The organism is Asticcacaulis sp. MM231, from assembly GCF_964186625.1.
Taxonomy (GTDB): domain Bacteria; phylum Pseudomonadota; class Alphaproteobacteria; order Caulobacterales; family Caulobacteraceae; genus Asticcacaulis.
Window position 1 is genome coordinate 13,520 of record NZ_OZ075110.1, and the last position, 24,799, is coordinate 38,318.

Consider the following 24,799-nt stretch of genomic DNA (forward strand, 5'->3'; position numbering starts at 1 on the left):
CGGGTGAGTACCTTTCACGACCTAGGCGTGACCGCCGTGACTTGGTTTGGCGCTGCGAGCCTTTCCAATAGAGGCGCCTGGGATGCGCCATCAGTTCACATAACGACGTCGTGGATCGTAAGCGCGGCCTCAAAACCGTCAGAAAGATTGCGCAGAGAGACTTTCCCACCGTGTAGCTGTGCGATCTGCTCGGCCATGGCCAGGCCCAAGCCGGTGCCGTTAGGCGCAAAGGCTGGGTTTGGTGGTGGTTGTCGGGCGCTGTCGCCGCGCATAAACGGTTGGGTTAAAGACGCGATCTGCGTTTCTGGAACACCGTGACCATGATCGCGCACGCGGATTTGCCACCCGTTCGGCGTTTGTTGACAGGTGAGCTCAATGGGCGCCGCGCCGTAGTGAAGGGCGTTCTCGACCAGGTTGATCAGGGCGCGGCGAAGCGCCTCCGGCCTTGCGTGCAGGGTTCCATTCGGCACCGGCGCCGCGATGATCACACCTGCTTGGCCATAGTCTGCCAAAACAGGTGTGAAAAGCTCTGGCAAGCTGACCTTGATAACAGGCTCAGCCCCAAACCCGCGCGCGTACATCAGAAATTGCGACATAATAGCTTCGATGCGGTCGATCTGGCGCTGGGCGCTTGCTGTCAGGGCCTCGTCGTCGCATGTCATCATCTCGAAGGCCAGTTTTAGCTTGGCCAGGGGCGTGCGCACATCGTGCGAGATACCGGCCAGGATCAAGCTGCGCTCGGCGTCGGCCCTGGCAAGCCGGGCTGTCATATTATTGAAGCTGCGCGACAGGTCGGCAATCTCCAGAGGGCCGTCTTCTCGCAAGGGCGGCGCCGGCGCCGCCAGACGGTAGCGCTCGGTTGCGTCGCGCAACGCATTAAGCGGCCGCAGCAGACGATGGCTGAGCAACGCCGCCGCCACCAGGGCCAGCCCGAAGGTCGAAGCCGCCCCAGCCAGCAAAAGGCCGGTCGGGCCGAGGAGGGGGGGGGATTTGACGCTGATCCAGTAAGGGCTACCGCCCAGCCAGACATGTATCCACAGCTTGCGGCTGTGATCGGTCCGCCACGAGAGATCGGTCTTATCTCCCATGGCTTTCACAAGGGCCCGCATGAAGACCCGCTCCACCATGCGCGGCGGCGGGCCCGTGTCGTCGGGTGGTCGTTCGCCGGTCCATATTTCGACATAGGAGGATTTTGCCATGTGCCCGATCAGGCGTTGCCGGTCTGTTTCCGGCACCTCGGACAGGGTTTCGGACATCGAGGCCACGTTTTCGGCCATGATGCCGGCCACGCGCTGCAACTCCGGCCGCAGCACCAAAAGGGTGAAGAGCACAATGCTGAGAATCTGCGCCACGCCAACGATCAGGGCGGTCAGGGCCACGGTCTGGCCCCACAGACTGTCGGGGCGAAGTCTTGACCACAGGCTTTTCATCTGTCCGCCTTTGCAAACACATAGCCGTGGCCCCAGACGGTCTTGATCCATTCCGGATTGGCCGGATCGGTTTCGATCAGGCGTCGCAACCGTACGATCTGAACATCGACGGCACGATCGGTCACGTCAGCGTCGCGGCCCATCGCCAGGTCGATGATCTGCGCGCGCGACAGGGGCCGTCCGGCGTGTTGCAGCAGCACCTTCAGCAGGGCGAATTCACGCGTGCTAAGGTCTATGGCCTCGCCGCTGCGGGTGAATTGCATGCGGCCGAGATCGAGCACAAACGGTCCAAAAATCACCCGACCTTCGCCGCTGTCGAGGTGGGCCACGGCAGGTCTGCGGCGCTGGATGGCGGTGATGCGCGCCAAGAGTTCGCGCGGCACAAAGGGTTTAGGCAGATAGTCGTCCGCCCCCATCTCAAGTCCCAGAATACGGTCGATCGGGTCGCCTTTAGCGGTTAGCATGATGATCGGCGTATCGAAGCCGGCAGCGCGCAGACGGCGGCAAACGCTCAGTCCATCCTCGTCAGGCATCATCAGGTCAAGGATCAGGACATCGGCCGGCTCACGGGCGAGCGCGCGATCAAGGCTTTTGCTATCAGGCACGGTGCGGACGTTGAAACCGTTTTCGCTCAGATATCGCTGGAGCAATCCGCGCATCTCCGCATCGTCGTCAAGCACGATCAGGCGGGCGGGGGAAGTCGTCATGCGCAGGGGTCCTCAATGGTCAGCCGCGACTTTAGCGTAAGGGAGAGCTTCCGACATTTGCGAATATGTTACAAGGCGTTACAGGTGGCCGGTCTCGCACCATTGTGTAACATCTCGTGGGTTTTGCGTCGTTTTTGCGTAACCTGCTGACCCTAGCCTCGTTTGTGTCATCCACGACAGACAAGGAGAGAATAAAATGAAAAAGGCATTGATCGGGGCTTCAGCCGCCCTTCTGGCTACGCTGATATTTGCCGATACCGCTGCTGCCGCCACCGGCCACGTCCGTGCCCGAGGCGCTAATGGCGTTGCGGCAGCGGGGACGAAAAACGGTAACAGCTATGTCCGCGCGCGCGGCGCCAGGACCAATGCCGATGGCAGCGCAACGGCCACCAGCGGCGGCGCCTTTAAGACCAATACCGGCGCCTACGGCACGCGCGGTTCGACCACCACGGTCAATCCTGACGGCTCGGCCAGCCATTCCGGCAGTGCCTACACCACGGGTGCCAGGGGCACGGCCAGCACGTCGGGCGGCTTTACCCGCAATGCCGACGGGACCGTGTCCGGTGCCCGCAACACCGACGTCACAAATGCTGCCACCGGCAATAGCTATAGCGGTAGCACCAGTTATGACAGCGCGACCGGCGCGACTCATAGCGGCACCTGCAGGGATGCCTCCGGCGCCACCATCGCTTGCCCCACGCGATAGGCGCCCTTGCCCCTTGCGTGTTTCCCCCTCACGCAAGGGGCCCATTTTTAGTCCGGAGTTTCTCGATGAAGATCGTCATTTTCGCGCTTCCAGCGCTTTTTCTGGTCACCAGCGCCGTCGCCGCGCCCGCCGCAACAAAGGTGCAGATCGAGCAGATGCTAAGCCGTGCCTTGGAAGCGGACACCAACCATGACGGCATGCTGACGCGCGCCGAGTGGCAGACCTGGCGCTCGGCCCAGTTTGCCCGTTTCGATCGCAACGGGGATGGCTATCTGACGGATGCCGACGTGCCGGCCATGGCCGCAGGCCAGATGGCGCCTAAAATGCAGGCAGCAAGAGCCGCGTTTGACACCAATCACGACCAGCGTCTCAGCCGTGACGAGTTTGTCAGGGGGCCGATGCGGGTGTTCGACCAGATCGACCTGGATCATAACGGGGTCATTGATGGTCACGAAATTGCACGAGCGAAGGGGCGCTGATCATGGGACATAATCTATATGACGGCGCCTTTATCTGGGTGACCCTGGCCTTTGTTGCGCTGGAAGCGCTCTACATCGCTTTTGTGCGCAAGGAAGCCTATGACGTGCGCCAGACCGTCGCGTCTCTGGGTGTCGCCGTCGGCAACACACTGTTGCGGCCGCTTACCGCGCTGTTGGTCATGACTGTCTTGCCTTTTGCGGCCCGGTTCGCCCCATAGCATCTGTCCATGACCGATCTCTGGGTCTGGATCGCGGGCTTTATCGGCTTCGAGTTCCTTTATTACTGGATGCACCGCTACAGCCACACCATTCGCTGGCTGTGGGCCTCACATGCCGTTCATCACTCTGCCAACAGTTTCAACCTGCCGGCGGCGGTGCGGCTCGGCTGGACCAATGCGCTCTCCGGCGAATGGCTGATGTTCCTGCCTATGGTCCTGCTCGGTTTTCCGCCCTTGATGGTGGTCCTCCTGCTGACGGGCAACCTCATCTATCAGTTCTTCCTGCATACTGAACTGTCGCCGAAATGGGGCGTGCTGGAACATGTTCTGAATACGCCGGCGCATCACCGCATCCACCACGCTTCCAACCCGCAATATCTCGACCGCAATTTCGGCGGCGTGCTGATTGTCTTCGATAAGTGGTTTGGCACCTTTGCCGTCGATGATCACAGCGAGCCCGTCGTCTTTGGCCTGACGACCCCCATCCACTCGTACAATCCCTTCGTCATTTCTCTGCGCGAATGGGGGCGCATGTTGGGTGATGTCACACGCTCTAAATCCCTGGTAGAGGCCGCCGGCAATTTGTTTGGCCGTCCGAAATGACGCACACATCCATAGGAAAGGAAAATCCGATGAAACCTATTTTGGCTGCTCTTATTGCCGTATCGCTGGTCGTCACGGCTGGCGGCGTTACGGCCGGTCCGCTGCGTGACCGTATGAACGCCAAGTTTCAGGACAGGCTTCAGGCCAAACAGGCAGAAGAAGGACGGCCCATCGATGTGCAGTCGATCCTGCCGGGGGCGCGCAAACAGACCCTGTCCTATGGACCGGACGCGCGTCAGGCGATCGACGTTTATACGCCGCCCAATACGCAGGACGCGCCGGTGATCGTCATGGTGCATGGTGGTGCGTGGAAGGTCGGCGACAAGGCCAATGCGGCCGTCGTGGAAAACAAGCTCAAATACTGGCTACCCAAGGGATATGTTTTTGTCAGCGTCAATTATCGCATGCTGCCCGATATCATGGCCTATGAACAGGCCAGTGATGTGGCTGAGGCCCTTCGCTATGTCCAGTTCCACGCCGGCGGCTGGGGCGCCCGGTCGGACCGCCTTATCCTGATGGGGCACTCGGCCGGCGCTCATATCGTGGCGCTTTTGTCATCCAACCCTGCCCTGGTCGGGCAGAGATGGGCGGGCACCATCGTGCTGGATTCCGCCGTGATGAGTGTGCCCGAGCTTATGTCACACCGTCATCTCGCCTTCTATGACGAGGCTTTCGGTGCCGACAAGGCCTACTGGTTGAAGGCTTCGCCGATCGAGCAGTGGACAGCCGACGCTGTGCCAATGCTGGCCGTGTGTTCGACGAAGCGCAAGGACAAGCCCTGTGATGAGGCGAAGGCGTTTCAGACCAGGGTGACGCGTGCCGGACACGCCATGCCGCTCCTGCCGCAGGACCTGACACATGAAGAGATCAATCGTAGCCTTGGCCTGTCGTCGGCCTATACAGCGGCCGTCGATCGCTTCATGGCAAGCCAACTCAAATAAAATTGCGGTTATCCTTTACACCGCAAAGCCAGCGTGATGTTGGTGACAGGCCTTATTCTGAGGGTAATTTGACCGATAGAGCTTTACCCTGGTAGGTGACGAACGTGCCTTTTGTCTTTTCAGTCTCGGCAATCCCTGTGCCCTGAGTTGCCCCGACCACGACGACGTGGAATATCCGCGTCTTTGGCATATTCGGATAGGTGCCGATTCTGGCACCAATTCTAAGCATCCCCTTGGCATCTTCCAGACGCAGGGGAATTTCTGCGCGCTCGCCCTTTCTCCAACCTTGACCGTCTCCGGCATCGTCATAGAGCGTAAATTCGCCATTGCTGCCGCGGTAAACGCGGATCTCAAGGGGGCCTCCGGCGTTTTCGCCCGAATACTGCACGTTTGGTCCCATGGGCAAAATCGTGCCGGTGGCGACATGAAGCGGGATCTGGTCAATCGGGGCAGCGACTTCAAGCGTTTGCCCCCCCTCCCTCAGTTCCCCCGTCCAGAAGTCATACCAATTTGTTCCTTTTGGGAGATAAACTGGTCGCGATGTGGCCCCCGCTTTAACAACCGGGCTGACCAGAAGGCCACGTCCGAAGCTATATTGGTCGGGGATTTTCAGCACGGCCTCATCTTGCGGAAAATCCATCGACAAGGGGCGCATCATCGTCCCGGACTTATGCGTGACATCCCAGGACAGAGCGTAAATATAGGGAAGCAACCGGTAGCGCAACTTAACGGTGTCGATGAGCTGCGGCTGAACGGCTTCAGGGAAAGCCCATATCTCTTTGCCGGCGCCACTTCCATGAATGCGGAACATAGGATTGAAGGCTCCGAATTGCAGCCAGCGTGTGAATAACTCTGTATAGCCGGGGGAATCGCGGTGCTCGAAAAAGAAGCCGCCCAGATCGACCGACCAGTAGGGAATGCCACTGATCGAGAAGTTGAGTGCGGCGGGCACCTGAGCGGATAAAACCTCCCATGTCCCGCCTACGTCGCCAGACCAGGTAATCGCCGCGTTGCGCTGTTGCCCCAGATAGGCCGAACGCGTCAGTATGATTGGGCGCTTTTGGGGGAAATCACGCAGGGCGCCTTCATAAACGGCGGTCGTGTGCATCAAAGGATAGGCGTTGAAGACGGTTTCCCCCATGCCTTTGGCCGTCGGGACGGTTTTGAACTCGCCCCACTCACCACCAAGTTCCGCTTCACTGCCATCAAGCCACCAGCCATCAAAGCCCTTGCTGCCGATGCCCTGGGAAATCTGTTGCCAATATAGCTTTCTGGCGTCCGGATTAAAGGGATCGTACCAGCGCGCCTTCCCGACAGGCCAGACATTATTATAGACCTTGGGGTAGAGACCCCCGACCTTTTCCATTTCGACCTGGGTGTCCGTGCCGACGTCAAATTTCGGCCAGACCGAAATGATCGCATGAAGATTCATATCATGCAGGTCACGCATCAGGTCTTCAGGTTTAGGGAATCGATTTGGATCAAAATTCTGACTGCCCCACTGGTTGGGTGCCCAATACTGCCAGTCCTGCACGACCGCATCCAGCGGAATGCCGCTGTTTCGATAGTGTGTCGCCACCTCGAGTAATTCGGCCTGCGAGGCATAGCGTTCCTTGGACTGGAACAGCCCCCATGTCCACAGCGCCATCATCGGGACTTGTCCGGTAATCGTGCGGTATTCGCCAACGACCGTATCCAGGGCGGGGCCATAGATAAAGTGATAATCTATGCCTTTGCCAGACTCCGTTCGAAACGCAATTGAGTCATCGGCTTGGGGTATGCCCACGTCGACGTCGGTAATCGCCGGATTGTGCCACAAAATTCCGTATCCGGCGCTGGATACCAGAATGGGCAGGCCGACTTCAGTATTCATTTACTGCAGGTGGACCGTTGTGCCTTTGTAGTCCATCAGGCCTTGTTGGTGCTGACCAAGACCATAAAAGGCCTCATTGGGGCCGACACGGAACTGTGCCGATATCGCCGCTGTATCCGTGGACGTTGGAACCGTGCGACCGGCAGACATGTCGGCTAGAATGATCTTTCCGTCGAGCGTCTGGAACGTGATATTGCCTGTTTTTGCATCAACGACCACCTTAAATTTACGTGTCGATAGGGTCGGGTTCGTCTGACTCAATACCAACTGCCAGGGAACGGATTGGGGGGAAGATGTGATTTCTGGCGCAAAGCCTCCCTCCCAGTTATCGCGTGAAGATATCTTCACGCGCACGGAATTATCACCCCAGATTTCCAACTGGAGAACACCTTGCGGAACAAGAAATACGGCGCCGGAAGGCGTCTTTCTTATAAGCGTTACCTTAGCCTGAGCGTCGCCTGTTACGAGGCCGTCAGCCGACATGACGCGGGCGGCGGCAACAGGCCCAAAGGACAAGGCCGCAAGTGCCGCACATGAAACGGCCAATAGGTTTTTCCCGGCGTACTTGAAGAGCTTCATTGTCAAAGTGTCCTTTGTCGGGGGCTATGTCGTCCCGCGCATTTGGGTAGATTTAGGCGTCAAGATGGGATGTTTTTATAGGCGGTAAGGAGAGAGTGGCGGCCATGCTTGCAGACCATGGCCGCCTGGATGGACTAAGATTTGCAGATCGAAGGCGCAGGCTCTTTGGGTGGGGGCGTCGTTGGTACGAACGTCGTGGGGGACAAAGCTTGCCATTCGAGCACGCCAAATGCCGCATAGGATTTTCCGTCGGTAGAGGCATCCATAACCGCGCGAAGACAGCGAGTTGTTATGGGTTTGAAGTGCGTTTCAGACACACCATCCGCTCTAGGGGTTGTGGGGTGTGTTTCAGAGACAGGCTTCCATCCGGTCTTGTCCCAGTATTCAAGATGCCAGGCCGTTGGGAGGGCAACACCGGTGCCCGCGCCAGTGGGCTGGTCTCCCCAAAAGAAGAGGCGTGAGCCGTCAAGCGTCACGGGCTTATCCCACTGATACTGTATCCAACCCTTTTGAGTGTCGTTCCGGCCCGTCCAGTTACCCCACATGTCGGGAGGCAGAGGCGCCTCAGGCAGCTTGCCGTCGTTCAAAGCCCGCAGGCGAAACTGGACAGGGACTGGCGCATTGGAGGCCGTGATACGCGCACTGAGGGCGACGTTATGTGTCGGTGTCGGGTCAACGGGCGGGCGTGTTTGGATGACCTTCTGGATGGCGGGCGGCGAAACGGTATCGTCCCAGAATACTTCGTCAATGGCGACACTCCGACGGAAATGGCTGCCGTCTTTCGCGTCGCCATTGTGGTAGGCGAGGTACCACTTGTCCTCGTACGGAACGAGGCCGCCATGGGAGGTAGCGGACGTCACCGGGTCCAGGAAAACGCCGCGATAGGTCCACGGGCCAAGCGGTGATGTCGCGGTGCCATAGGCCTGGCAGGCATGATATACCGCCTCCGTACACAATGAGCTTGGCCCCGCATTATTGGCGGCATAGCTCATATAGTAGGTGCCCTTGCGCTTGAAGATCCAGGGCGCTTCGAAAAATCCGGTCAGGCCTTTGACGTCGATCGGATCGCCCTTGGGCGTCTTCATATCCTGTTCGAGTTCGACGCCTTTAAGTCTGCCAAATGTGCCCCAATAGATATAAACGCGCCCGTCGTCATCAATCAGAACGGTCGGATCGATATTCTCAATCTGGTTCCTTACCGGCGTTGTCTGGGACAGAATTGGGCCTTCGGGGTGTATGTCCAGATAGGGGCCAAGCGGCGTATCGGCGACGGCCACGCCGATGCCCATACAGTTGCGCGCCTTGCAGTTCTTTTCTCGAACCGGCGCGTAAAGATAAAATCGCTTATCCCGCCCCTGTACAATCTGTGAGGCCCAAGCGCCGTCCTCGTCTGCCCAGCCAAACACTTTTTCTGGCCGTAGTATGTCAGGATACAGCTTCCAGTTTTTTGACGCCGGGTCGTCCGTTTCAAAGATTTGATAGGTGTACATGACAAAGCCGCCGCCATTGATCGGGGCTTCATCCCGCCCGGCTATAATGTAAAACTTACCGTTGGCCACCAGGGGAGCGGGGTCGGCTGAATAGCGGCTGCCATCGGCGATAATCGTATTGTACTTTGGGTGAATGACAAGCGGCGCCGGCGGATGGTCAGGGTAGGGCGGCAAGATGACCGGCGATGGGGGCGGGGGTGGGGGCGTGCGCACCAGATCAGAGTCCGGGAAGTCAGCATGGGGATCAATAACAACGGAAATTTCGCCGGAATTATCGTTCAAAACATCATCATTGATACCGAACTGCAGTTTGACGGCGCCCGTTGGCACCACACCCTTCCAGTCTTTTCCAACCGGGAAGGGTTTGCTGATTATACGCCCCTTTGCATCGACAAACACGCCGATCAGCTCATTCAAAAAGGCAGGAAAGTCGAGCGGATCTACATATTTACTGGGGAAGAATTGCCCGGAACCGCCGGGATAATCATCCGCGGTGTAGTCCTGCTGTCCCTCTGGCCCGATCATCGTGCCGCCCGGGAAGGTCTGGGTTCCGCCGGTCGCGGTGATATGGATCTTGTTGCCGGACTTCAGGGCCAGTGCCTCTGCCGCGGCCGGTGCTGAGCCATCGCCAATCCCGATAGGATAGTCAGGATTGACACGGCTATCCCAGGCCTTTGACGTACCGGGAATCTGGAAGGTTATAGTTTGCGCATTTGCTGTTCCGAACAAAAGGGCAGCACCTGCGACGGCCGCCAGAAGAACGGCTTTTTTGTGGATCATCATTCTTTCCCCTTGTAAATCAGTAGGTGGCTCTACGGATTACTTTTCAAAGACCATGAGTTCAGTCAGGCCTGTACGACCCGGTGCATCATGTTTGAAGATGACGCCGACCTTGCTGGTTTTTACGGGTGTCACCTGAACGGTATTCATCATGCCCTGGGTCGGTTGTTTCGGCGTCATTGACAGCATATCCATCGGCTTCCATTCCGTACCGGTCCAGTAGATCAAGGCATAACCAAGGGGCGAGCGAACGCCGCCACCATCGCCGAACAGATACATGTCGACACGGCCGACCGTCTTTTCGGTGCCGAAGTCAATCTGCACCCAGTCCGTGTCATTGGGAGACTGAAAGGCCGTCCAACGGTTCCTGGAATTGGAGGAGAAGAACACCTTACCGTCATTGACCTCTTCGACGCGGTCAAAGGGCGACGTGAAGGAGGCGCTCGCCTTCGGGTATGCCTGGTTGCCCGGGTTGTAGGCCAGGTCATCGATTTCTGCCGTAGCCGCGGATAAGGGCAGTGCGGCGTGCCCCCAGGCCTCAACTTCCGACAGGCCGGTGAAGGCACCTGGACTGTGAACAAAGGTGAAGCGGAATTTTTCAGCCGAGACGGGTGTGTCAAAACGCGTGATGTTGGGTGTGTGACCTTGCGGTGCCTTGGGTTCGCGGTCCGACTTAGCGATCTTCACCCAATGTCCGTCCTTCCAATACTCGATATCATAGCTCTTGGGCGCCTTCAGCTTGGCCCCGTCATCCAGGAAATAGAGCTTGAGAGATGTCACGGGGCGCTCGGCGCCAAAATTGAGAACTAGCGTATCAGATGTGTTGGGTGAACCTTCCGTGGTCCATCTGTTGGGTGGCGCATCCATATACCAGGCAACCCCATCATTGAGACGCTGAAGCGCGGTCTTTGGGTCGCTGTAAGAGGCTGTGAAGTGCGGGAAATAGGTGCCGTCATTATTCACAGCGAAATTGATCGTGTTATCAATAGCCCTGGCTGGCACCGGGGCGCCCAGGGGCGCTTCCAGCTTCTGAAGGGTCGGTGAGGTTTTGACAATTTTGCCGTCAACCATCAGGCTCAGGCCCTGGCCCTTATTATAACGCGTCCCGTCCTTGTCCCAGATAATGGAGACCGTGTGGCCATGGTAAGAAATGTCATCCATGGCAAAATAAGCCCACGCATCTGGAATAAGTGGATTGACCTCCAGAACATCATCAGCGCGTGGTCGCAGTCCGGCCAGCCCCGTGACCACCAGATCGACATAGGAGGAATGGAAATATTCCTCGCTGTGGCCGGCAACGATCTGCCACTTGCCAGTATCAGGATGGTTCGCCTCGGCGATAAAGGGGCGACCGTCCTTGAACTGTGAGGTGGTGAAGGATTTCAGGACCTGGAAATAGTCACCCTTTGAGACGACTGACTGTTTGTAATTATTGAGAAGATTAGCCATTGCCTCCAGCGTTTGAGCCGTCGCATAGGGCCACGCCGTGCCACTCCATTCGCAGCAATGCTCGCTTATGCGGAACAGAGGGTCGTGGCGCTCCACTGAGGTCAGGCCATACTTGGCAAAGAAATCGTCCGGATCGTTGACCGTCTTCCATGCCGATTCATAGCCCTCGTCGGGCAGGTTGAACTGCCAGGGTACAAGGCCGATCAATTCGCGACCATGCTCATTTCCGGCGTATTTTCCGGTTTGGTAAGTTAAGGTGCCGGCCTTGATGCCATCCTTTTCGTCATTGGCGAACATATGGAAGAAGAATTTCCGCTTGGGATCCCACAACCTTGTCTGCACCTGAACCTTAAGGGCGGCAGCCTTGTCGGCATAGAGCTTGGCCGTCTGTGTGTCGCCGGTAAGCGCTGCCGCTTTTGAAATCGCAAGGGCATTGCCGTACATATAAGCATTCAGCGTTGGCCGGTAGCCTTCGGCGCCACGGAACCAATCGTCCGTCTGACGGGAGTTGATGTTGGTCTCCATCCCGTCCTGCATGCCATTCCAGACGAACATTTGCGCCTTGGCGTCGAAACGCTCGGCTGTCCAGCCTTCATAGTCCTTTTTCATATCGGGCAGTAGGGCGCTGATGAAGCTCTTGTCGCCCCAGGCCTCATAAAGACCCCACATGCTGGCGCCAAACCAGTTGCTATAGGCGCGCGGTTGAGCGCCCGGCACATTGTACCAGTAATGTGCGTAGTTGCGTGCGACGCGTTGATCTTTCAGCCATCTGATATCGGAAAACTGCAGGCCGAGCGGGCAACTGATCGCGCCATAGGTGCCCGACCAGCCAGGACGATCAATGAACTCCGTGATAGAATAGCCGTGCTCCGGTGATCCGTAGACGAAGTGTTTCGTCATCATGTCAAAGCGGTAATAATAGACCGCATTGATGTCGGCGTCAGGCGTTTCCAGCATCGGCACGTTTTGCTTGTACCAGTCCCAGTCGCGGTTATCGAGGAAGGTCATCTTGTCAAGAATGGCCTGTTTTGGCAAAACGCCATTGCCTTGCGGGGCGCGAGCCACGGTCCGCACCTCGTCCGCGGTCGCTGAAATAGCCGATGTTAAAGGCATACAAACAGCCAGGGCGGTCGACACGAGAAGGCATAAATTTCGGATCTTGTTCATCAGACTCCCCAACAGGTATAGCTAAAAACCCATGTTATTTTGGTATACGATATACATTGGCTTGGCGCTGTCAATGGTCCGACAAATAAATTATACAATTTCCCCGAACAAAAAAAGTCTCTGACATTACACCCGCCTTTAGGTCTGGCAGGGGGCGTGTAGGGGGAATAGCCGGCAGCTAAATGAGGAGTCGCGGAAGGTGTTGTGGCGTAAAGCGCTCACTACAGCTTTGTCCTTAGCCCAGAACTCAGGCCTCTTTATCGGGCAAGACCGCCTTAAATATCCAAGGTTTGGGGTATACGAGCCAGGCTCGCTTTTAGGCGCCTGCGCGTGGGAAAGGGTGTCATTGAGCGCCTGGCGTCAATGTCGACCAGAAGTGCGGATGTCATGTATTTTTCGATGGCCAGCCCTCTGACACTGTACGCGTCTTCACTGGGCGATGGCTTTATGGGTGATGTTGCGTCCATGCTGAACAAACCATGCTGAGCGCTCCGAGCACACCGGCCTTTTCACGCAGGTGTGCAGGACGCACAAAGCGCTCACACGCCGAGTGTTCGGATAGGGCCTCAATATATCCCCCCATTAGGCGGTGGAGTTCGTCACGGGCCGCCGTAAGCACGGGTTCGTTCAGGCCTACGCCACCTCCGACCAGAATGCGTTGGGGGGCGGAGATCAGCGTCAAGTTGTAAAATAGCTGAGCCAGATAGCCGCCGATAACGCCCCACAACGGATCGTCAGACGCGAGGTCTTCCCCAGCTTTCCCGGTTCTCGCCTGAATGGCTGGGCCGCATATGAGCCCCTCCAGGCAATCGCCGTGGAAGGGGCAATGTCCGATATACGGATCCGCGGACAGATCACGCTTGATCAGGATATGCCCGGCTTCGGGGTGAAGGAGGCCGTGCACAGGCTTGCCATTCGAAATAACCCCAACCCCGACACCGGTGCCTACGGTCACATAAGCGAAATTTTCCAGTCCTTGGGCGCCGCCCCAACGATGCTCGCCGAGCGCCGCGCCATTAACGTCGGTATCAAGGACGATCTGCGTCTGTGGAAAAGCGGCCTTGAGAGGGCCCAGCAGGTCAAAATGACTCCAGCCCGGCTTTGGCGTTTTTAGGAAGGTTCCATAGTCTGGATCGCGTAACGACACGTTGATCGGGCCGAAGCTGGCGATACCTATCCCTGCGAAGTCGCCCTGTTGGCTTTGATGTGAACGCAGTGTTTCGATCACGTTCTGCCACGTCGAGTGCGGATCACGTGTCGGAATACGGATCATCTCTGAGTGGTCATTCAGGCCTGTACCCGTGATAATATTGACCTTGGTGCCGCCGAGCTCAATGCCCACAAATTTCGACATGGCCTCAAACTCCCTTCATATACCAATTGACCGCGTAGGGGGCCAGGATCGTGCCTTCGTTTCCGATGATCAGGGTGCCTGGCACTGTGACACTTACCGGTGTCTGGCTAAAGTTGGCATGGCAGATAAACGTGCCGGTCTCCAAAGGTCTCTCAAGGTGCAGGATAGAGGGATGCGCCGGTTCCATAACGCGCATGCCAGGCGCGAACGGTAAAATCGCTAACCTCTGAGCGAGCTCCGCCAGAAAGATATACATCTGGCCCTGCGGGGTGGTCCGGTCGTTCCGGGCTGTAGCCTTCTCCCAATCCATAGTGGGGCGATGCAACCAACGTAACTCATCCTTGAGCGTGCCGTCGTTCCTGAAGTCCTCGAAATTCTCAAGCGCAATTTCATCACCCATATAAAGCAAGGGCACGCCTTCAAGGGCATAGGTCACGCCGTAAAGAAGTTTCAGGCGATCGATCGCCAGCGCATCGTCGAGCCCGCCACAAAGACTCGCGGCCATGCCGCAGCCGGACGCCGGAAAGCCAGGCGGGGCTTGAAAGGCCATGCCCTTTGCATAACTATCTTTACCGGCAAAAAAATCAGACCAGTGTTGCAGGCGCTCTTGCGGCGCCGAGTCTGACAGGGCGAGCCATATAATGTCATCATGGCATCGGACATAGTTCAGCCACTGACCGTGGTCGGGCTTCTCGGCGGCGGTTGTTATCACCTTGGTCAGAATGTCGACCTTTTGGTCGGCCAGCGCGCCCCAAAGGGCGGTCATGACGCCATTATTGTAGGCCAGATCGCACTCTCTGTCCTTCGGTGTTCCGAAGAACGGCACGACGGAGGCCTGGCTCTCAATCGCTTCGGCGAGGAGGAAGACTGATGGTGCTACGATCGATAATAAGGCTCTGAAGGCTCTCAATAGGTCGTGGGTTTCGGGCAGATTACGGCTGACGGTGCCCAGGCGCTTCCAAAGATAGGCCGTCGAATCGAGTTCTAAAGCCTTCGACGCCCGCGTTTGCCAGATCAAACAGGCAGTCCAGCATCTCGACGAAGACCCGTGGGTTGGCATAGTTCAAGTCCCACTGGAAAGGATAGAACGTCGTCCAGACGTAGCCGCCCGCGCGCTCGTCAAAGGTAAAGCTGCCTGGAGCGGTTTCTGGGAACACATCCTGCAGATTGACTTCCCACGCATCGACCTCGGATTTTGACGATAATACGATATAAAAGTCCTGATAGTTTGGGTCCCCGGCGAGTTGTTTTTGCGCCCAGGCATGCTCCTTCGCCGTGTGATTGAGCACCATGTCGAGCACCAGTGACATGTCGCGTTGTCGCAAGGCGCCGGCCAGCCCTTTCAGGTCGTCGAAGCTCCCAAGACGGGGATCTACATCGCGATAGTCGGCGACGGCGAAGCCGCCATCACTGTCACCGTCGCGGGGTTTTAGAAGCGGTAGGGGATGAAATATACCGACGTTTAACGCTTGCAAATAGTCCAGGTGCGCCGCGCTGCCTGACAGGGTGCCGCCAAAGCGGTCAATATAGGCGCAATAGGCCGGGCGTCCGGATTTTAGATACCAGTTGGGCGGACGCGTTTGGTCCAGGGCCTTAAGTTCGTCCGGACGGGCCCGCAAAGCCTTGGCGGTCCGGGTCGCAATCTCCGTCATCGAATTTTTGAATTCGGGGTGGCTACCATATAGGCGGTGCAATGCGTCCGTGGCCTGTCCCCAATAGGATTCGGATAGCGGTGGCAGGTCCGGAAACGGTAGCCTGTGATGCGACATGATCGTCTGCAATTGTGTCGTAAGCATTTATCCGTCGTTTCCTTGCTGCGATAGAAGACTCTTTTAGGGCATTGGTGTGGGCGCGCGACCTGTCCGAGTTCTTGGCGGGCATTATGTAAGCCTATACAAACGATTGCAACAAAATCTTATCTTGAGGTAAGCGTGTTTGGCGTATTCATCGCCTGTTGGGGCGTGTTTGTGGTGAAATCGTGGCATTATGGCCACAATACGCCCCGTCACCCTCCTGTTTGGCGGAAAAATCTTGCAAACGATTGTATTGGGTGGGATGCTGGTGTCAGCGGCGCTTTTGTGGCGGCCGACGATAATAACCGTGGCGATTTATGACCGCGTTACAGGAAGGATTTAGGCTATGATGAGTACCCTGCACCGCCAGCGGATGGGTTTGATGGTCGGCGTTTCCGTCGTCAGTCTTATAGGTTTCCCGGTATCCGCTGCCTACGCGCAAGCGGCGGCCAATACTGACGGCGTGACGGAGGTCGTGGTGACCGGTGTCGCCAAAGGCACGAACAAGCTCAATACGTCGACTTCGGTCAGTTCTCTCCAGGTTGACGAAATTCAGAAATTTGCACCGCGCTCTGCAGCAGAGGTTTTCCGCAACGTTCCCGGCATAAGATCGGAATCGACGGGCGGGGAAGGCAACGCCAATATCGCCGTTCGCGGGCTGCCGGTTGCCGCCGGCGGTGCAAAATTTCTACAGATCCACGAAGACGGATTGCCGGTCCTGGAATTTGGCGATATCGCCTTTGCTAACGCCGATATTTTCCTGCGCACGGACCTGAACATCGCGCGGGTGGAAGCGATCCGAGGCGGGACGGCTTCGACCCTCGCCTCTAATTCACCCGGCGGCATCATCAACATTCTATCGAAGACCGGTACAACGGAGGGTGGCACGCTCGCGGTGACCCAGGGCCTGGATTTTGGGCAGACGCGTGGCGATTTCGAGTACGGTGGAAAGCTTGCCGAAGGGTGGCGCTTCCATGTGGGTGGCTTCTATCGTTCCGGCGAGGGGCCGCGCGAGACGGGGTATACCGCCAACAAGGGGGGGCAGATCAAGGCCAATGCGACGCGCGACTTTTCCAATGGTTATGTCACAGTGGGCCTCAAGTACCTTAATGATAAGGCGGCCGGCTATCTGCCTATGCCCATGCAGGTGACGGGGACGAACGGCGACCCGAACTGGTCGTCGGCGCCCGGCCTAAACATCAGGTCTGGCTCCATCCTCTCCAAAAACATGCTGGCCGATAAGGGGCTCGACGGTCAGAACAGATATCATGTCACGGATATGCGTAATGGTATGCATCCCGATAGTCTCGTCTTCAACACGGAACTGAACGTCGACCTGGCGGGCGGTTGGACCATCAATGACAAGTTCCGTGTGGCCCGCACCAAGGGCGATTTTGCTTCGCTGTTTCCGGCTGAGGTCGGCACGGCCTCGGCCATCGCTACGAGCGCGGGAGGCACAAGCCTGGTCGTTGCCAATGGCTCGGGTGTGGGCTCGGCCTATACCGGCCTGGCCATGCGTGTCCACACCTTCAACGTTATCCTCAACAATCTCGATAACGCCACCAACGACCTGCGTCTGATGAACAGCTTTGATGTCGCCGGATCGAAACTGAACCTGACCATGGGGCTTTATAACTCCACCCAGACCATTAATATGGACTGGGTGTGGAACACCTACCTGATGGAGTTGTCCGGAGACAATGCCCGTTTGCTCAACGCCTATAACGGCACGACCAATCTGTCGCAGGATGGCTTGCTGGCCTATGGTCAACCTCTGTGGGGGAACTGCTGTACCCGTCATTATGACACGAAGTATGATATCGCGGCGCCCTATGCCATTGTAAGCGCGGCTTGGGACAAGCTGACCCTAGAAGCGTCTCTGCGCTATGATCATGGAACGGCCAAGGGCTCCTATGCTGGAAATACCCAGCGTGCCAATTTTGACGTCAATGGCGATGGCGTTATCTCTGGACCTGAACAAAGCGTAACCGTCATCGATTACGCCAATTCGAAGCCGGTCGACTACAGCTGGAACTATCTCAGCTACTCCTTAGGCGCTAACTACCGTCTCGATGAGAGCCTTTCGGTGTTTGCACGCGCCTCAAGCGGGGCACGGGTGAATGCCGATCGCTTGCTATTCGGGAAGGTCAATGCGGATGGCTCGGTATCACGTGAAGACGCCATTGATTTCGTCAAGCAATACGAAGCCGGGATTAAGTATCGCGCCAACGGGATTGGCCTCTATGTCACGGCCTTCAAGGCTGAGACGGAGGAGCAGAACTACGAGGCGACGACGCAACGCTTCATCGACCGTCTTTACGAAGCCAAGGGCGTTGAACTGGAAGCGTCTTATCGCCGTGGCCGGTTCTCAGTGAACGGCGGCGCGACCTATACCGACGCCAAGATCGTCAGAGATCCCTTAAATCCCACGCAAGTTGGCAACACGCCTCGTCGTCAGGCGAAATGGGTTTATCAGCTAACGCCGACATACAAGATAGGCAAGGCGGACTTGGGCGCGAACTTTGTTGGCACAACCAAGGCCTATACTTCAGATGACAATCAGCTCGTCATGCCCGCCTACGTTCAGACCAATCTCTTTGTGGACTACGCCCTCACGGACAAGCTGAGCTTGTCGCTTAACGTGAACAACGCGTTTGATGTGGTAGGCATTACCGAAGCCGAAGAAGGAAGCATTACGAACAATGCGGTCAACTACATCCGCGCCCGAGCCATCAACGGACGCACCTCGACAGCCACGCTGAAGTACAAGTTCTGACGTGACCGGTCTTTAGTCATAGCGACGCGAAATCCCTCTCCCCTTCGCGTATAAGCTTGTGACTTGCTGAGGCGGGGACGATCACAAGCCGTTCCCGCCAATTTTTAGGGTCAATGACGTAAACCTGAGGAATGACGCCCGATGAAAAATGCTGCCGCTGCTCGGCCGGTGAACCTCGTCTTGATCACCTGGCTGACCTATCTCATGTTCATGATGTTCGCGATGACCACAGACGCCGTCGGGGTCATTATTCCCCAGATCATTAAAGACTATGGTCTGAGTATGACGCAGGCGGGCGCCTTCCATTATGCCACAATGGCTGGCATTGCCCTGGCCGGGCTGGGACTTGGATTTCTGGCGGATCGAATGGGGCGTAAGTGGACGATCATTCTGGGTTTGGCGATGTTTGCGCTCAATGCCTTCCTGTTCGCTTTGGGTAATGATTTTCTTTTTTTTACCAGCTTGTTGTTTGTCTCTGGCCTGTCAATTGGGGTGTTCAAGACAGGGGCCCTGGCCTTGATTGGCGATATCTCAACCTCGACGCAAAGCCATACTCGCGTCATGAATAGGGTTGAAGGTTTTTTTGGCGTCGGGGCCATTATCGGGCCATTGATCGTGACCCAATTGCTGCTGAGCGGGGCGTCATGGAAGTGGCTCTATGTGATTGCGGGCCTGTTATGCAGCCTGCTGATCCTGGCCGCGTTCACTGTCAAGTATCCCTCTACGCACCAGCCATCGCAAGAGACCGTCAATCTCAAGGCTTCACTGGCCATGCTTAAAGACCCCTATGCCATGGCGTTCTCAGGCCTTGCTATGCTTTATGTCGGGGTGGAGACGGCCATATATGTCTGGATGCCGACCTTGCTTGCCGGGTATCAGGGGCCGGCGATGTGGCTGGCGCTTTATGCGCTTTCCGTATTTTTCGTCTTGCGCGCGGCTGGCCGTTTCCTTGGCTCATGGATGTTGGCCCGTTTGTCGTGGACGGTTGTCTTGGCCCTGTGCTCAGGGGCTATCCTGATCTGCTTTGTGCTGGCCTTGTTCGGCGGTCAGGCGTTGGCGGTCTATGTTTTGCCGCTCTCGGGCTTGTTTATGTCGGTCATTTATCCAACCCTAAACTCCAAGGGCATCTCTGGCTTCAAAAAGGCTCAGCATGGTGCAGCCGGCGGAATCATCCTGTTCTTCACCTGCATCAGTGCCGTGATCGCCCCCCTGGCTATGGGAGCGATCAGCGATGTCTTTGGTCAAGCTAAGTATGGATTTGTGCTTGCGACCTCTCTTGCCGCACTTTTGTTTGTAGCCTTGTTGTTCAACCTGATCCGCGACCCCAGCGCCGAACGGCTTAAGGCCCTGGATGTCAGCGAATATTAGGTTGAGGCCCTAACAATCAAGCTGGCGGGGATAACGGCTGAGGATGTCTTGCCTCCGCCCAATCTCTGGAAAAGCAGGTCGACCATTATCTGTGCACCCATGCGCAGATCCTGTTTGATCGTGGTGAGGGGGGGCGTCATCGATTTCGCCATGGCCACGTCATCGAACCCGCAGATCGCGACATCGTCTGGCACCTTGCGCCCTCCCTCAGTAAGGGCAGTAATGGCGGCCAGGGCAATCACGTCCGAGGCGCAGAAAATGGCATCGAACTTGCGCCGCGAGGTCAAAAGATCGCGCACGGTCCGATAGGCGGAGTCATAGGTGAAGTGTGCTTCGACGATCTGGCCGGGACGAAGCGGCGCCCCGGCCTCGGTGAGCGCCAGTTTATAGCCTTGCAGACGACTTGAGACTTCCGGCACTTGAGTAGGACCTAAGAATAAAATCTGTGTGCGACCACGGCCGAGCAGATGTTCGGTGGCTAGGCGTCCGCCATAGATATTATCGACGCCCACCGAGCAATAGGTCTGATCAGAAAGACGTTCCCCCCACACCACCATGGGCGGATATTTATCCGCCAGAGCATTGATCTGTGCGTGTTGATCCGATTGCCCCAGGACCAGCATGGCGTCAAAACGATGTGATTGAACCAGATCCTTTAACCAGCCCTCGCGCGGCGCGGGGTTCTTCGACATCAAAAGGTCGTAGCCGCGTTTAAACACCGCTTCCGACAGATGACCGATCAGCTCCAGCAAAAAGGGGTCTGTCACCTGCTGGCCGGTTTCGTGACCCATGGGCAGTACGAGCCCGATTGTCCGCGTGGTCTGTAGACGCAAATTTCGGGCCGCTTGATTAACGACATAGCCATTCTCTTCGGCAATAGCCGTGATTTTTTCCCTGACACTATGAGGAATCAAAGGGCTGCCGGCCAAGGCGCGGGACACACTTGAGACAGAGACGCCGGCGAGTGCCGCAATATCAGCCATTTTGAGACGGTGAATGGAGGGCTTATCAGGGGGGGGGGATCGACAAGTTGACATCCGAAATCGATTGCAAGTTTCAGGAGACGTTAGCCGATCTAGGCGCCCTTGTCTGAAGTTTTTATATCGCAGTGGGCGCCCCTGAAGATCGCCAGCCTCGGTACGACTGAAAGCATTGACTGTTTTCCTCCCCCGTGAATTAGCACGCTCTAAGGCTTATGAGCTGTCTTTAACGCGACGGCATGGGCAGGCCTATTACCATCGCATCAATCCCCGACAGGGATTTGCCTGTCAGCGCGTATATACAGATGACCCGTGCTTGGATGAAATGAGTTTGGTTGAGGATGACGACGTGGTGATGGTGCCGGAAGGTTATCACCCCGTCAGCACGACTTACGGCTACGATCTTTAACGTCTCAACGTCATGGCAGTGCCAACGAGGTCATGGTTTTTCCTTAATGATCGTGATGACGCCGGATACTCTCAGACACATCTCAACCGAAGGCTTGATGGTGCGCCAAAGACCAGCTAAGGTTTAAGGTTTAAGGTTTAAGGTTAGAGGCCAGAGGTCGAGGGAATCATAGGGTCTTATGTCGTCGCACACGGTTTCTGAGACAACGACCTGTCGTGCGTAGCTTGACCGCTCACGTCGCCAAAACTGTGCACGATGAAGTTGGCCTTGGCGTCTCTGTCGTAAGTGACGTTGAGGCCGCGAATGAACCGTGCCGCGGCAGCGTGCAGTACGCATGCATCCCTATCGATGAAGCTGACACCACCTCAAAGGCCGTCCAGGCGGCAATCCATCGCTGTAGCGGTCTACATAACGCATGCGCGTCTAAAGGCAGTTGGCACAACCTATCGTTAAGGGATTTGTGTAAGCTTTAACATGACCTCGAGGGCGTATGGTTATGTTGAGTAAGCATTTTTCCGGACTTCGACAGTGGCTTGACCCAATGGCGCTCAGCGTCGGCGTTCTCATGTTTGTGGCCTCACTGCTGGCGGGTCTTTTAATTTACAATGAAACGGTCGCTCAACTGGACGGCTTAGTCCAGGCCCGGCTGGTCAATGCCGCGCGATTGGCAGCCGCGATGACGGATGGTGATGCGCATCGTACGCTCGTCAGACCAGAGCAAAAGCAAGGCACGGTTTATGCGCGCCTGCAAGCGCCTTACATGCAACTCCTGCATGCCAATGATGACCTGATCTATGTTTACACCGTTGTGAGCTGCGCCTCAAAGCTATGTTTGGTGATGGATGCTTCGCTGCCCCGGAAGGGCGAGAAAATCGTGGCAAGCGGAGTCATGGAAGTTTATGAACAGCCAAGCAATACATTGGTTTCAGCTATAGGTCGTAGATCGCCCGCTGTTGAGCCGGCTCCTTACACGGATGAGTATGGAACGTTTTTGAGCGCTTATGCGCCCTTTTACACCGCCGACCACCGCTTTGTAGGGGTTGTCGGCGTGGATATGAGCTATCGCCAGTACCTTGCCAAGGTCGCAAACGTTCGCGGTAGTCTTTTGATCGGCCTGGCCATAGCCGGTTTGTTCTCGGCTACCATCGCAATCATCATCACACTCTTGCGACGGGGTAACCAAAGACTGCAAAAGCAGTATCACTCGATCATTACCAATATTTCCGCGGTTATATTTGAGGGTATTGTCGATGATCATCTCACCATGCTTTTCATCAACAACTATATCACGAACCTTACCGGATATAGCCCTGATGACTTGACAGGCAAGCGGCTCAATGGCTTTGCGGCTCTGATTCCAGAAGAAGAGCGCGCGACCGTATGCGCAGGCATTGCCAGCCAGATTGAGCGTAATGGTCGCTTTGACATCGAATGTCGGCTTATGCGTCGTCAGGAGCCTGATCAACCACTTCGTTTTGTCTGGGTCAGCATAAGTGGTGTTCGCAAGAAAACCTCGGCGGTCGGCGCCCCAATTGTCGAGGGATATATGCAAAATATCACCTTGCGTCGCGCCAGTGAGGCCAAGGTCGCCGAAAGTGAGAAGCAGTTTCGAACCTTGGCGGACAGTACGCCAAATCTTCTGTGGATCACCAACCTTTACGGCGACACCACGTTTTTTAACAAGCCCTGGCTCAACTATACCGGCCGGACCATGGATGAGGAAATTGATGATGGCTGGCTGGCCCACATTCATCCGGAAGATAAAGACGCATGCGTTGGAAAATTTGTCGATGCCCTGGCCAATGAGCAGCCTTTTCAGTGCTGGTTCCGGCTAAAGCGGCATGATGGCGAATATCGTTGGATGCTCAGTGATTGCACGCCGCGGTTTACGGGCAGTGGAAGGTGCGACGGCTACATATCGTCGGCTACGGATATTACAGATCGTAAGTTGTTTGAAGCCGAACTGAAGCGCGCCAATTCTCAGATGGAACTGTTCTTCAAGCATTCGCCGGCTGCCATAGCCGTTTTGGATCGGCAGATGTGTTATCTCATGACGTCCGAGCGTTGGCTCCAGGATTATCATCTGGGCGATCAAACGCTGATAGGGCGTAGTTTTTACGACGTGTTCCCCGGGATTCCAAATCGCTGGAGAGACCTGTTCCGCCGGTGTCTGGCGGGAGAAATCATCAGCAATCCGGAAGATCATTTTGAAGGCGCCCGCGGCGCCACGGAATGGATCAAATACGAACTGCATCCCTGGTACGAAGGCAATGAGATCGGCGGCATGATCATGTTCACTGAGCTGATCACGGAACGCAAACAGGTGGACGATGAGCTACGTCAGCACCGTGATCATTTGCAGTTGTTGGTGGAGGGGCAGACCGAGCGGATTCGCAAGGAAGCCGACAAGACACTGCTTCTCCTCAACATCATTACATCGGCCAATAAGGCGCAAGACCTGAAGGCGGCGCTTGAGGCCTGCCTGGATGAGATTTGCGTCTTTACGGGATGGGCTCTTGGGCACTGTTACCTGATAGACGAAGGCGCAGCGCAGTTGATATCAAGCGGTGCCTGGTCCAGAAAGCGCCGGGCTTCCTATCGGCAGATGATCCATCGCGTCAGCGCCGACGCCTTGCCTTTAGCGGAAGTGGAGGCTGTGCCCGTGGCTGTTGTCCTGTCGTGTAAGTCTGCGTGGCTGGAGGGGCACGATATGGTTAACCCATCCCCGCGTACGCAACTTATCCGCAACGAAGGTTTCGAAGGCGTGGCCGCCTTCCCGATCATCGTCGAAAAACGGTTGATAGGCGTTTTTGAGTTCTTCTCGCCCCAGCACATTCCCAAAAATGATGAAACGGCGGCGCTTCTGTTTAATATCGGCCTGCAAATCGGTCGTGTCATAGAGCGGTTCCATCAGGAGGATCATTTACGCCAGGCCAAGATCGAGGCGGAGGCCTCCGTTCAGGCCAAGTCAGAATTCTTGTCCAACATGTCTCATGAATTGCGGACGCCGATGCACGCTATTCTCAACTATGCCATGATGGGGCTGAAGCGTGTGACGCCGGATACGGCCCAAGGTGAGAAGCTGAGCAAATATCTTGGTAACATCCAGATTGCCGGCAACCGCCTGCTTGGTCTGCTCAATAATCTACTGGACCTGGCGAAGATGGAGTTTGGTAAAATGACCTTCTCCCTGGATGTCAACGATCTGAAGACAGTTATTGAACACACACGCATGGAATTGGACTCTCTGTTGCGTGCCAAACATGTGCAGGTCGATATTCGTTATATGACACCGGATACCCAGGCCTTGTTTGATGTCCAACGTCTCATCCAGGTCATGGTGAATCTGTTCTCGAATGCCATCAAATTTACGCCCGAAAATAGCGTGCTGCGTCTGGTGGTCAATGACTCCGAACAAGGCCTGATGTGTACGCTGACGGATGAAGGCCAGGGCATACCGCCAGATGAGCTAGAGCATATCTTCGAGACGTTTATTCAGTCCAGCCAAACCAAATCAGGCGCGGGGGGGACGGGGCTTGGCTTGTCGATCTGCAAGCAGATCATTACCGCGCACGGAGGGCGCATATGGGCAGAGAATGCAGCGCCTGGCGCACGGTTCAGCTTCGTTATTCCGCGCAGCCCCTTAGTCAAGCCTCCGTCGGGACGGTGAATACGCCGAAAGACTTATAAAACCTCA

At 56.4% G+C, this 24,799-nt stretch carries 18 protein-coding genes and 1 pseudogene; 9 read left to right on the forward strand and 10 right to left on the reverse strand.

Annotation, left to right across the window (positions count from 1 at the left end; all coding sequences use genetic code 11):
• Positions 1–95: 95 nt before the first annotated feature.
• Positions 96–1,430: an ATP-binding protein gene (locus tag ABQ278_RS19415; RefSeq protein ID WP_349322677.1), complete on the reverse strand. Its 1,335-nt coding sequence runs from the start codon at positions 1,428–1,430 to the stop codon at positions 96–98.
• Positions 1,427–2,137: a response regulator gene (locus ABQ278_RS19420; RefSeq protein ID WP_349322678.1), complete on the reverse strand. Its 711-nt coding sequence runs from the start codon at positions 2,135–2,137 to the stop codon at positions 1,427–1,429. The genes ABQ278_RS19415 and ABQ278_RS19420 overlap by 4 nt, the downstream gene beginning before the upstream one ends.
• Positions 2,138–2,333: 196 nt before the next feature.
• Here ABQ278_RS19420 and ABQ278_RS19425 point away from each other — a divergent pair, with 196 nt between their 5' ends.
• From ABQ278_RS19425 to ABQ278_RS19445, 5 genes are all read left to right on the forward strand, one after another.
• Positions 2,334–2,843 carry a hypothetical protein gene (locus tag ABQ278_RS19425; RefSeq protein WP_349322679.1) on the forward strand — a complete coding sequence of 170 codons (510 nt, stop codon included), beginning with the start codon at positions 2,334–2,336 and terminating at the stop codon, positions 2,841–2,843.
• A 65-nt stretch (positions 2,844–2,908) separates the two neighbouring features.
• Positions 2,909–3,322 (forward strand): EF-hand domain-containing protein, encoded by a 414-nt coding sequence (locus ABQ278_RS19430; protein ID WP_349322680.1) that lies wholly within the window; start codon positions 2,909–2,911, stop codon positions 3,320–3,322.
• A gap of 2 nt (positions 3,323–3,324) precedes the next feature.
• Positions 3,325–3,540 (forward strand): hypothetical protein, encoded by a 216-nt coding sequence (locus tag ABQ278_RS19435; protein WP_349322681.1) that lies wholly within the window; start codon positions 3,325–3,327, stop codon positions 3,538–3,540.
• Positions 3,541–3,549: 9 nt separating this feature from the next.
• A complete protein-coding gene (locus tag ABQ278_RS19440) occupies positions 3,550–4,143 on the forward strand; it encodes a sterol desaturase family protein (protein ID WP_349322682.1) in 594 nt (197 codons plus the stop codon).
• Positions 4,144–4,172: 29 nt separating this feature from the next.
• Positions 4,173–5,084, forward strand: coding sequence for an alpha/beta hydrolase (locus ABQ278_RS19445; protein ID WP_349322683.1), 912 nt, complete (start codon positions 4,173–4,175; stop codon positions 5,082–5,084).
• Positions 5,085–5,136: 52 nt separating this feature from the next.
• Here ABQ278_RS19445 and ABQ278_RS19450 read toward each other — a convergent pair whose 3' ends face one another.
• The 7 genes from ABQ278_RS19450 to ABQ278_RS19480 form a co-directional block, all read right to left on the reverse strand.
• Positions 5,137–6,957: a TIM-barrel domain-containing protein gene (locus ABQ278_RS19450; protein WP_349322684.1), complete on the reverse strand. Its 1,821-nt coding sequence runs from the start codon at positions 6,955–6,957 to the stop codon at positions 5,137–5,139.
• Positions 6,958–7,536 carry a hypothetical protein gene (locus tag ABQ278_RS19455; RefSeq protein ID WP_349322685.1) on the reverse strand — a complete coding sequence of 193 codons (579 nt, stop codon included), beginning with the start codon at positions 7,534–7,536 and terminating at the stop codon, positions 6,958–6,960.
• A 134-nt stretch (positions 7,537–7,670) separates the two neighbouring features.
• Entirely contained in the window at positions 7,671–9,809 is a 2,139-nt protein-coding gene (locus ABQ278_RS19460) for a family 43 glycosylhydrolase (RefSeq protein WP_349322686.1), read from the reverse strand.
• 36 nt (positions 9,810–9,845) lie between these two features.
• The gene (locus ABQ278_RS19465; protein WP_349322687.1) at positions 9,846–12,368 is read right to left on the reverse strand and encodes an MGH1-like glycoside hydrolase domain-containing protein; all 2,523 of its coding nucleotides are present in this window, start codon (positions 12,366–12,368) and stop codon (positions 9,846–9,848) included.
• A gap of 499 nt (positions 12,369–12,867) precedes the next feature.
• Entirely contained in the window at positions 12,868–13,776 is a 909-nt protein-coding gene (locus ABQ278_RS19470) for an ROK family protein (RefSeq protein WP_349322688.1), read from the reverse strand.
• A gap of 4 nt (positions 13,777–13,780) precedes the next feature.
• Complete coding sequence (locus ABQ278_RS19475; protein ID WP_349322689.1) at positions 13,781–14,794, reverse strand: hypothetical protein; 1,014 nt, start codon at positions 14,792–14,794, stop codon at positions 13,781–13,783.
• Complete coding sequence (locus ABQ278_RS19480; RefSeq protein WP_349322690.1) at positions 14,709–15,572, reverse strand: alpha-amylase family glycosyl hydrolase; 864 nt, start codon at positions 15,570–15,572, stop codon at positions 14,709–14,711. Before ABQ278_RS19480 ends, ABQ278_RS19475 begins: the two co-directional genes overlap by 86 nt.
• Positions 15,573–15,918: 346 nt before the next feature.
• On the opposite strand from ABQ278_RS19480, the gene ABQ278_RS19485 reads away from it, so the two are divergent.
• Together ABQ278_RS19485 and ABQ278_RS19490 are read left to right on the forward strand one after the other, a co-directional pair.
• On the forward strand, positions 15,919–18,345 hold the full coding sequence (locus ABQ278_RS19485) for a TonB-dependent receptor domain-containing protein (RefSeq protein WP_349323052.1): 2,427 nt from the start codon (positions 15,919–15,921) through the stop codon (positions 18,343–18,345).
• A gap of 141 nt (positions 18,346–18,486) precedes the next feature.
• Positions 18,487–19,713, forward strand: coding sequence for an MFS transporter (locus tag ABQ278_RS19490; protein WP_349322691.1), 1,227 nt, complete (start codon positions 18,487–18,489; stop codon positions 19,711–19,713).
• Here ABQ278_RS19490 and ABQ278_RS19495 read toward each other — a convergent pair.
• Positions 19,710–20,696 (reverse strand): LacI family DNA-binding transcriptional regulator, encoded by a 987-nt coding sequence (locus ABQ278_RS19495; protein WP_349322692.1) that lies wholly within the window; start codon positions 20,694–20,696, stop codon positions 19,710–19,712. The two genes, ABQ278_RS19490 and ABQ278_RS19495, sit on opposite strands and share 4 nt — an antisense overlap.
• A gap of 241 nt (positions 20,697–20,937) precedes the next feature.
• Here ABQ278_RS19495 and ABQ278_RS19500 point away from each other — a divergent pair.
• A pseudogene (locus ABQ278_RS19500) lies at positions 20,938–21,099 on the forward strand (5-deoxy-glucuronate isomerase); the annotation flags it as partial.
• A 499-nt stretch (positions 21,100–21,598) separates the two neighbouring features.
• Positions 21,599–24,772, forward strand: coding sequence for a PAS domain S-box protein (locus ABQ278_RS19505; RefSeq protein ID WP_349322693.1), 3,174 nt, complete (start codon positions 21,599–21,601; stop codon positions 24,770–24,772).
• Positions 24,773–24,799 lie beyond the last annotated feature (27 nt).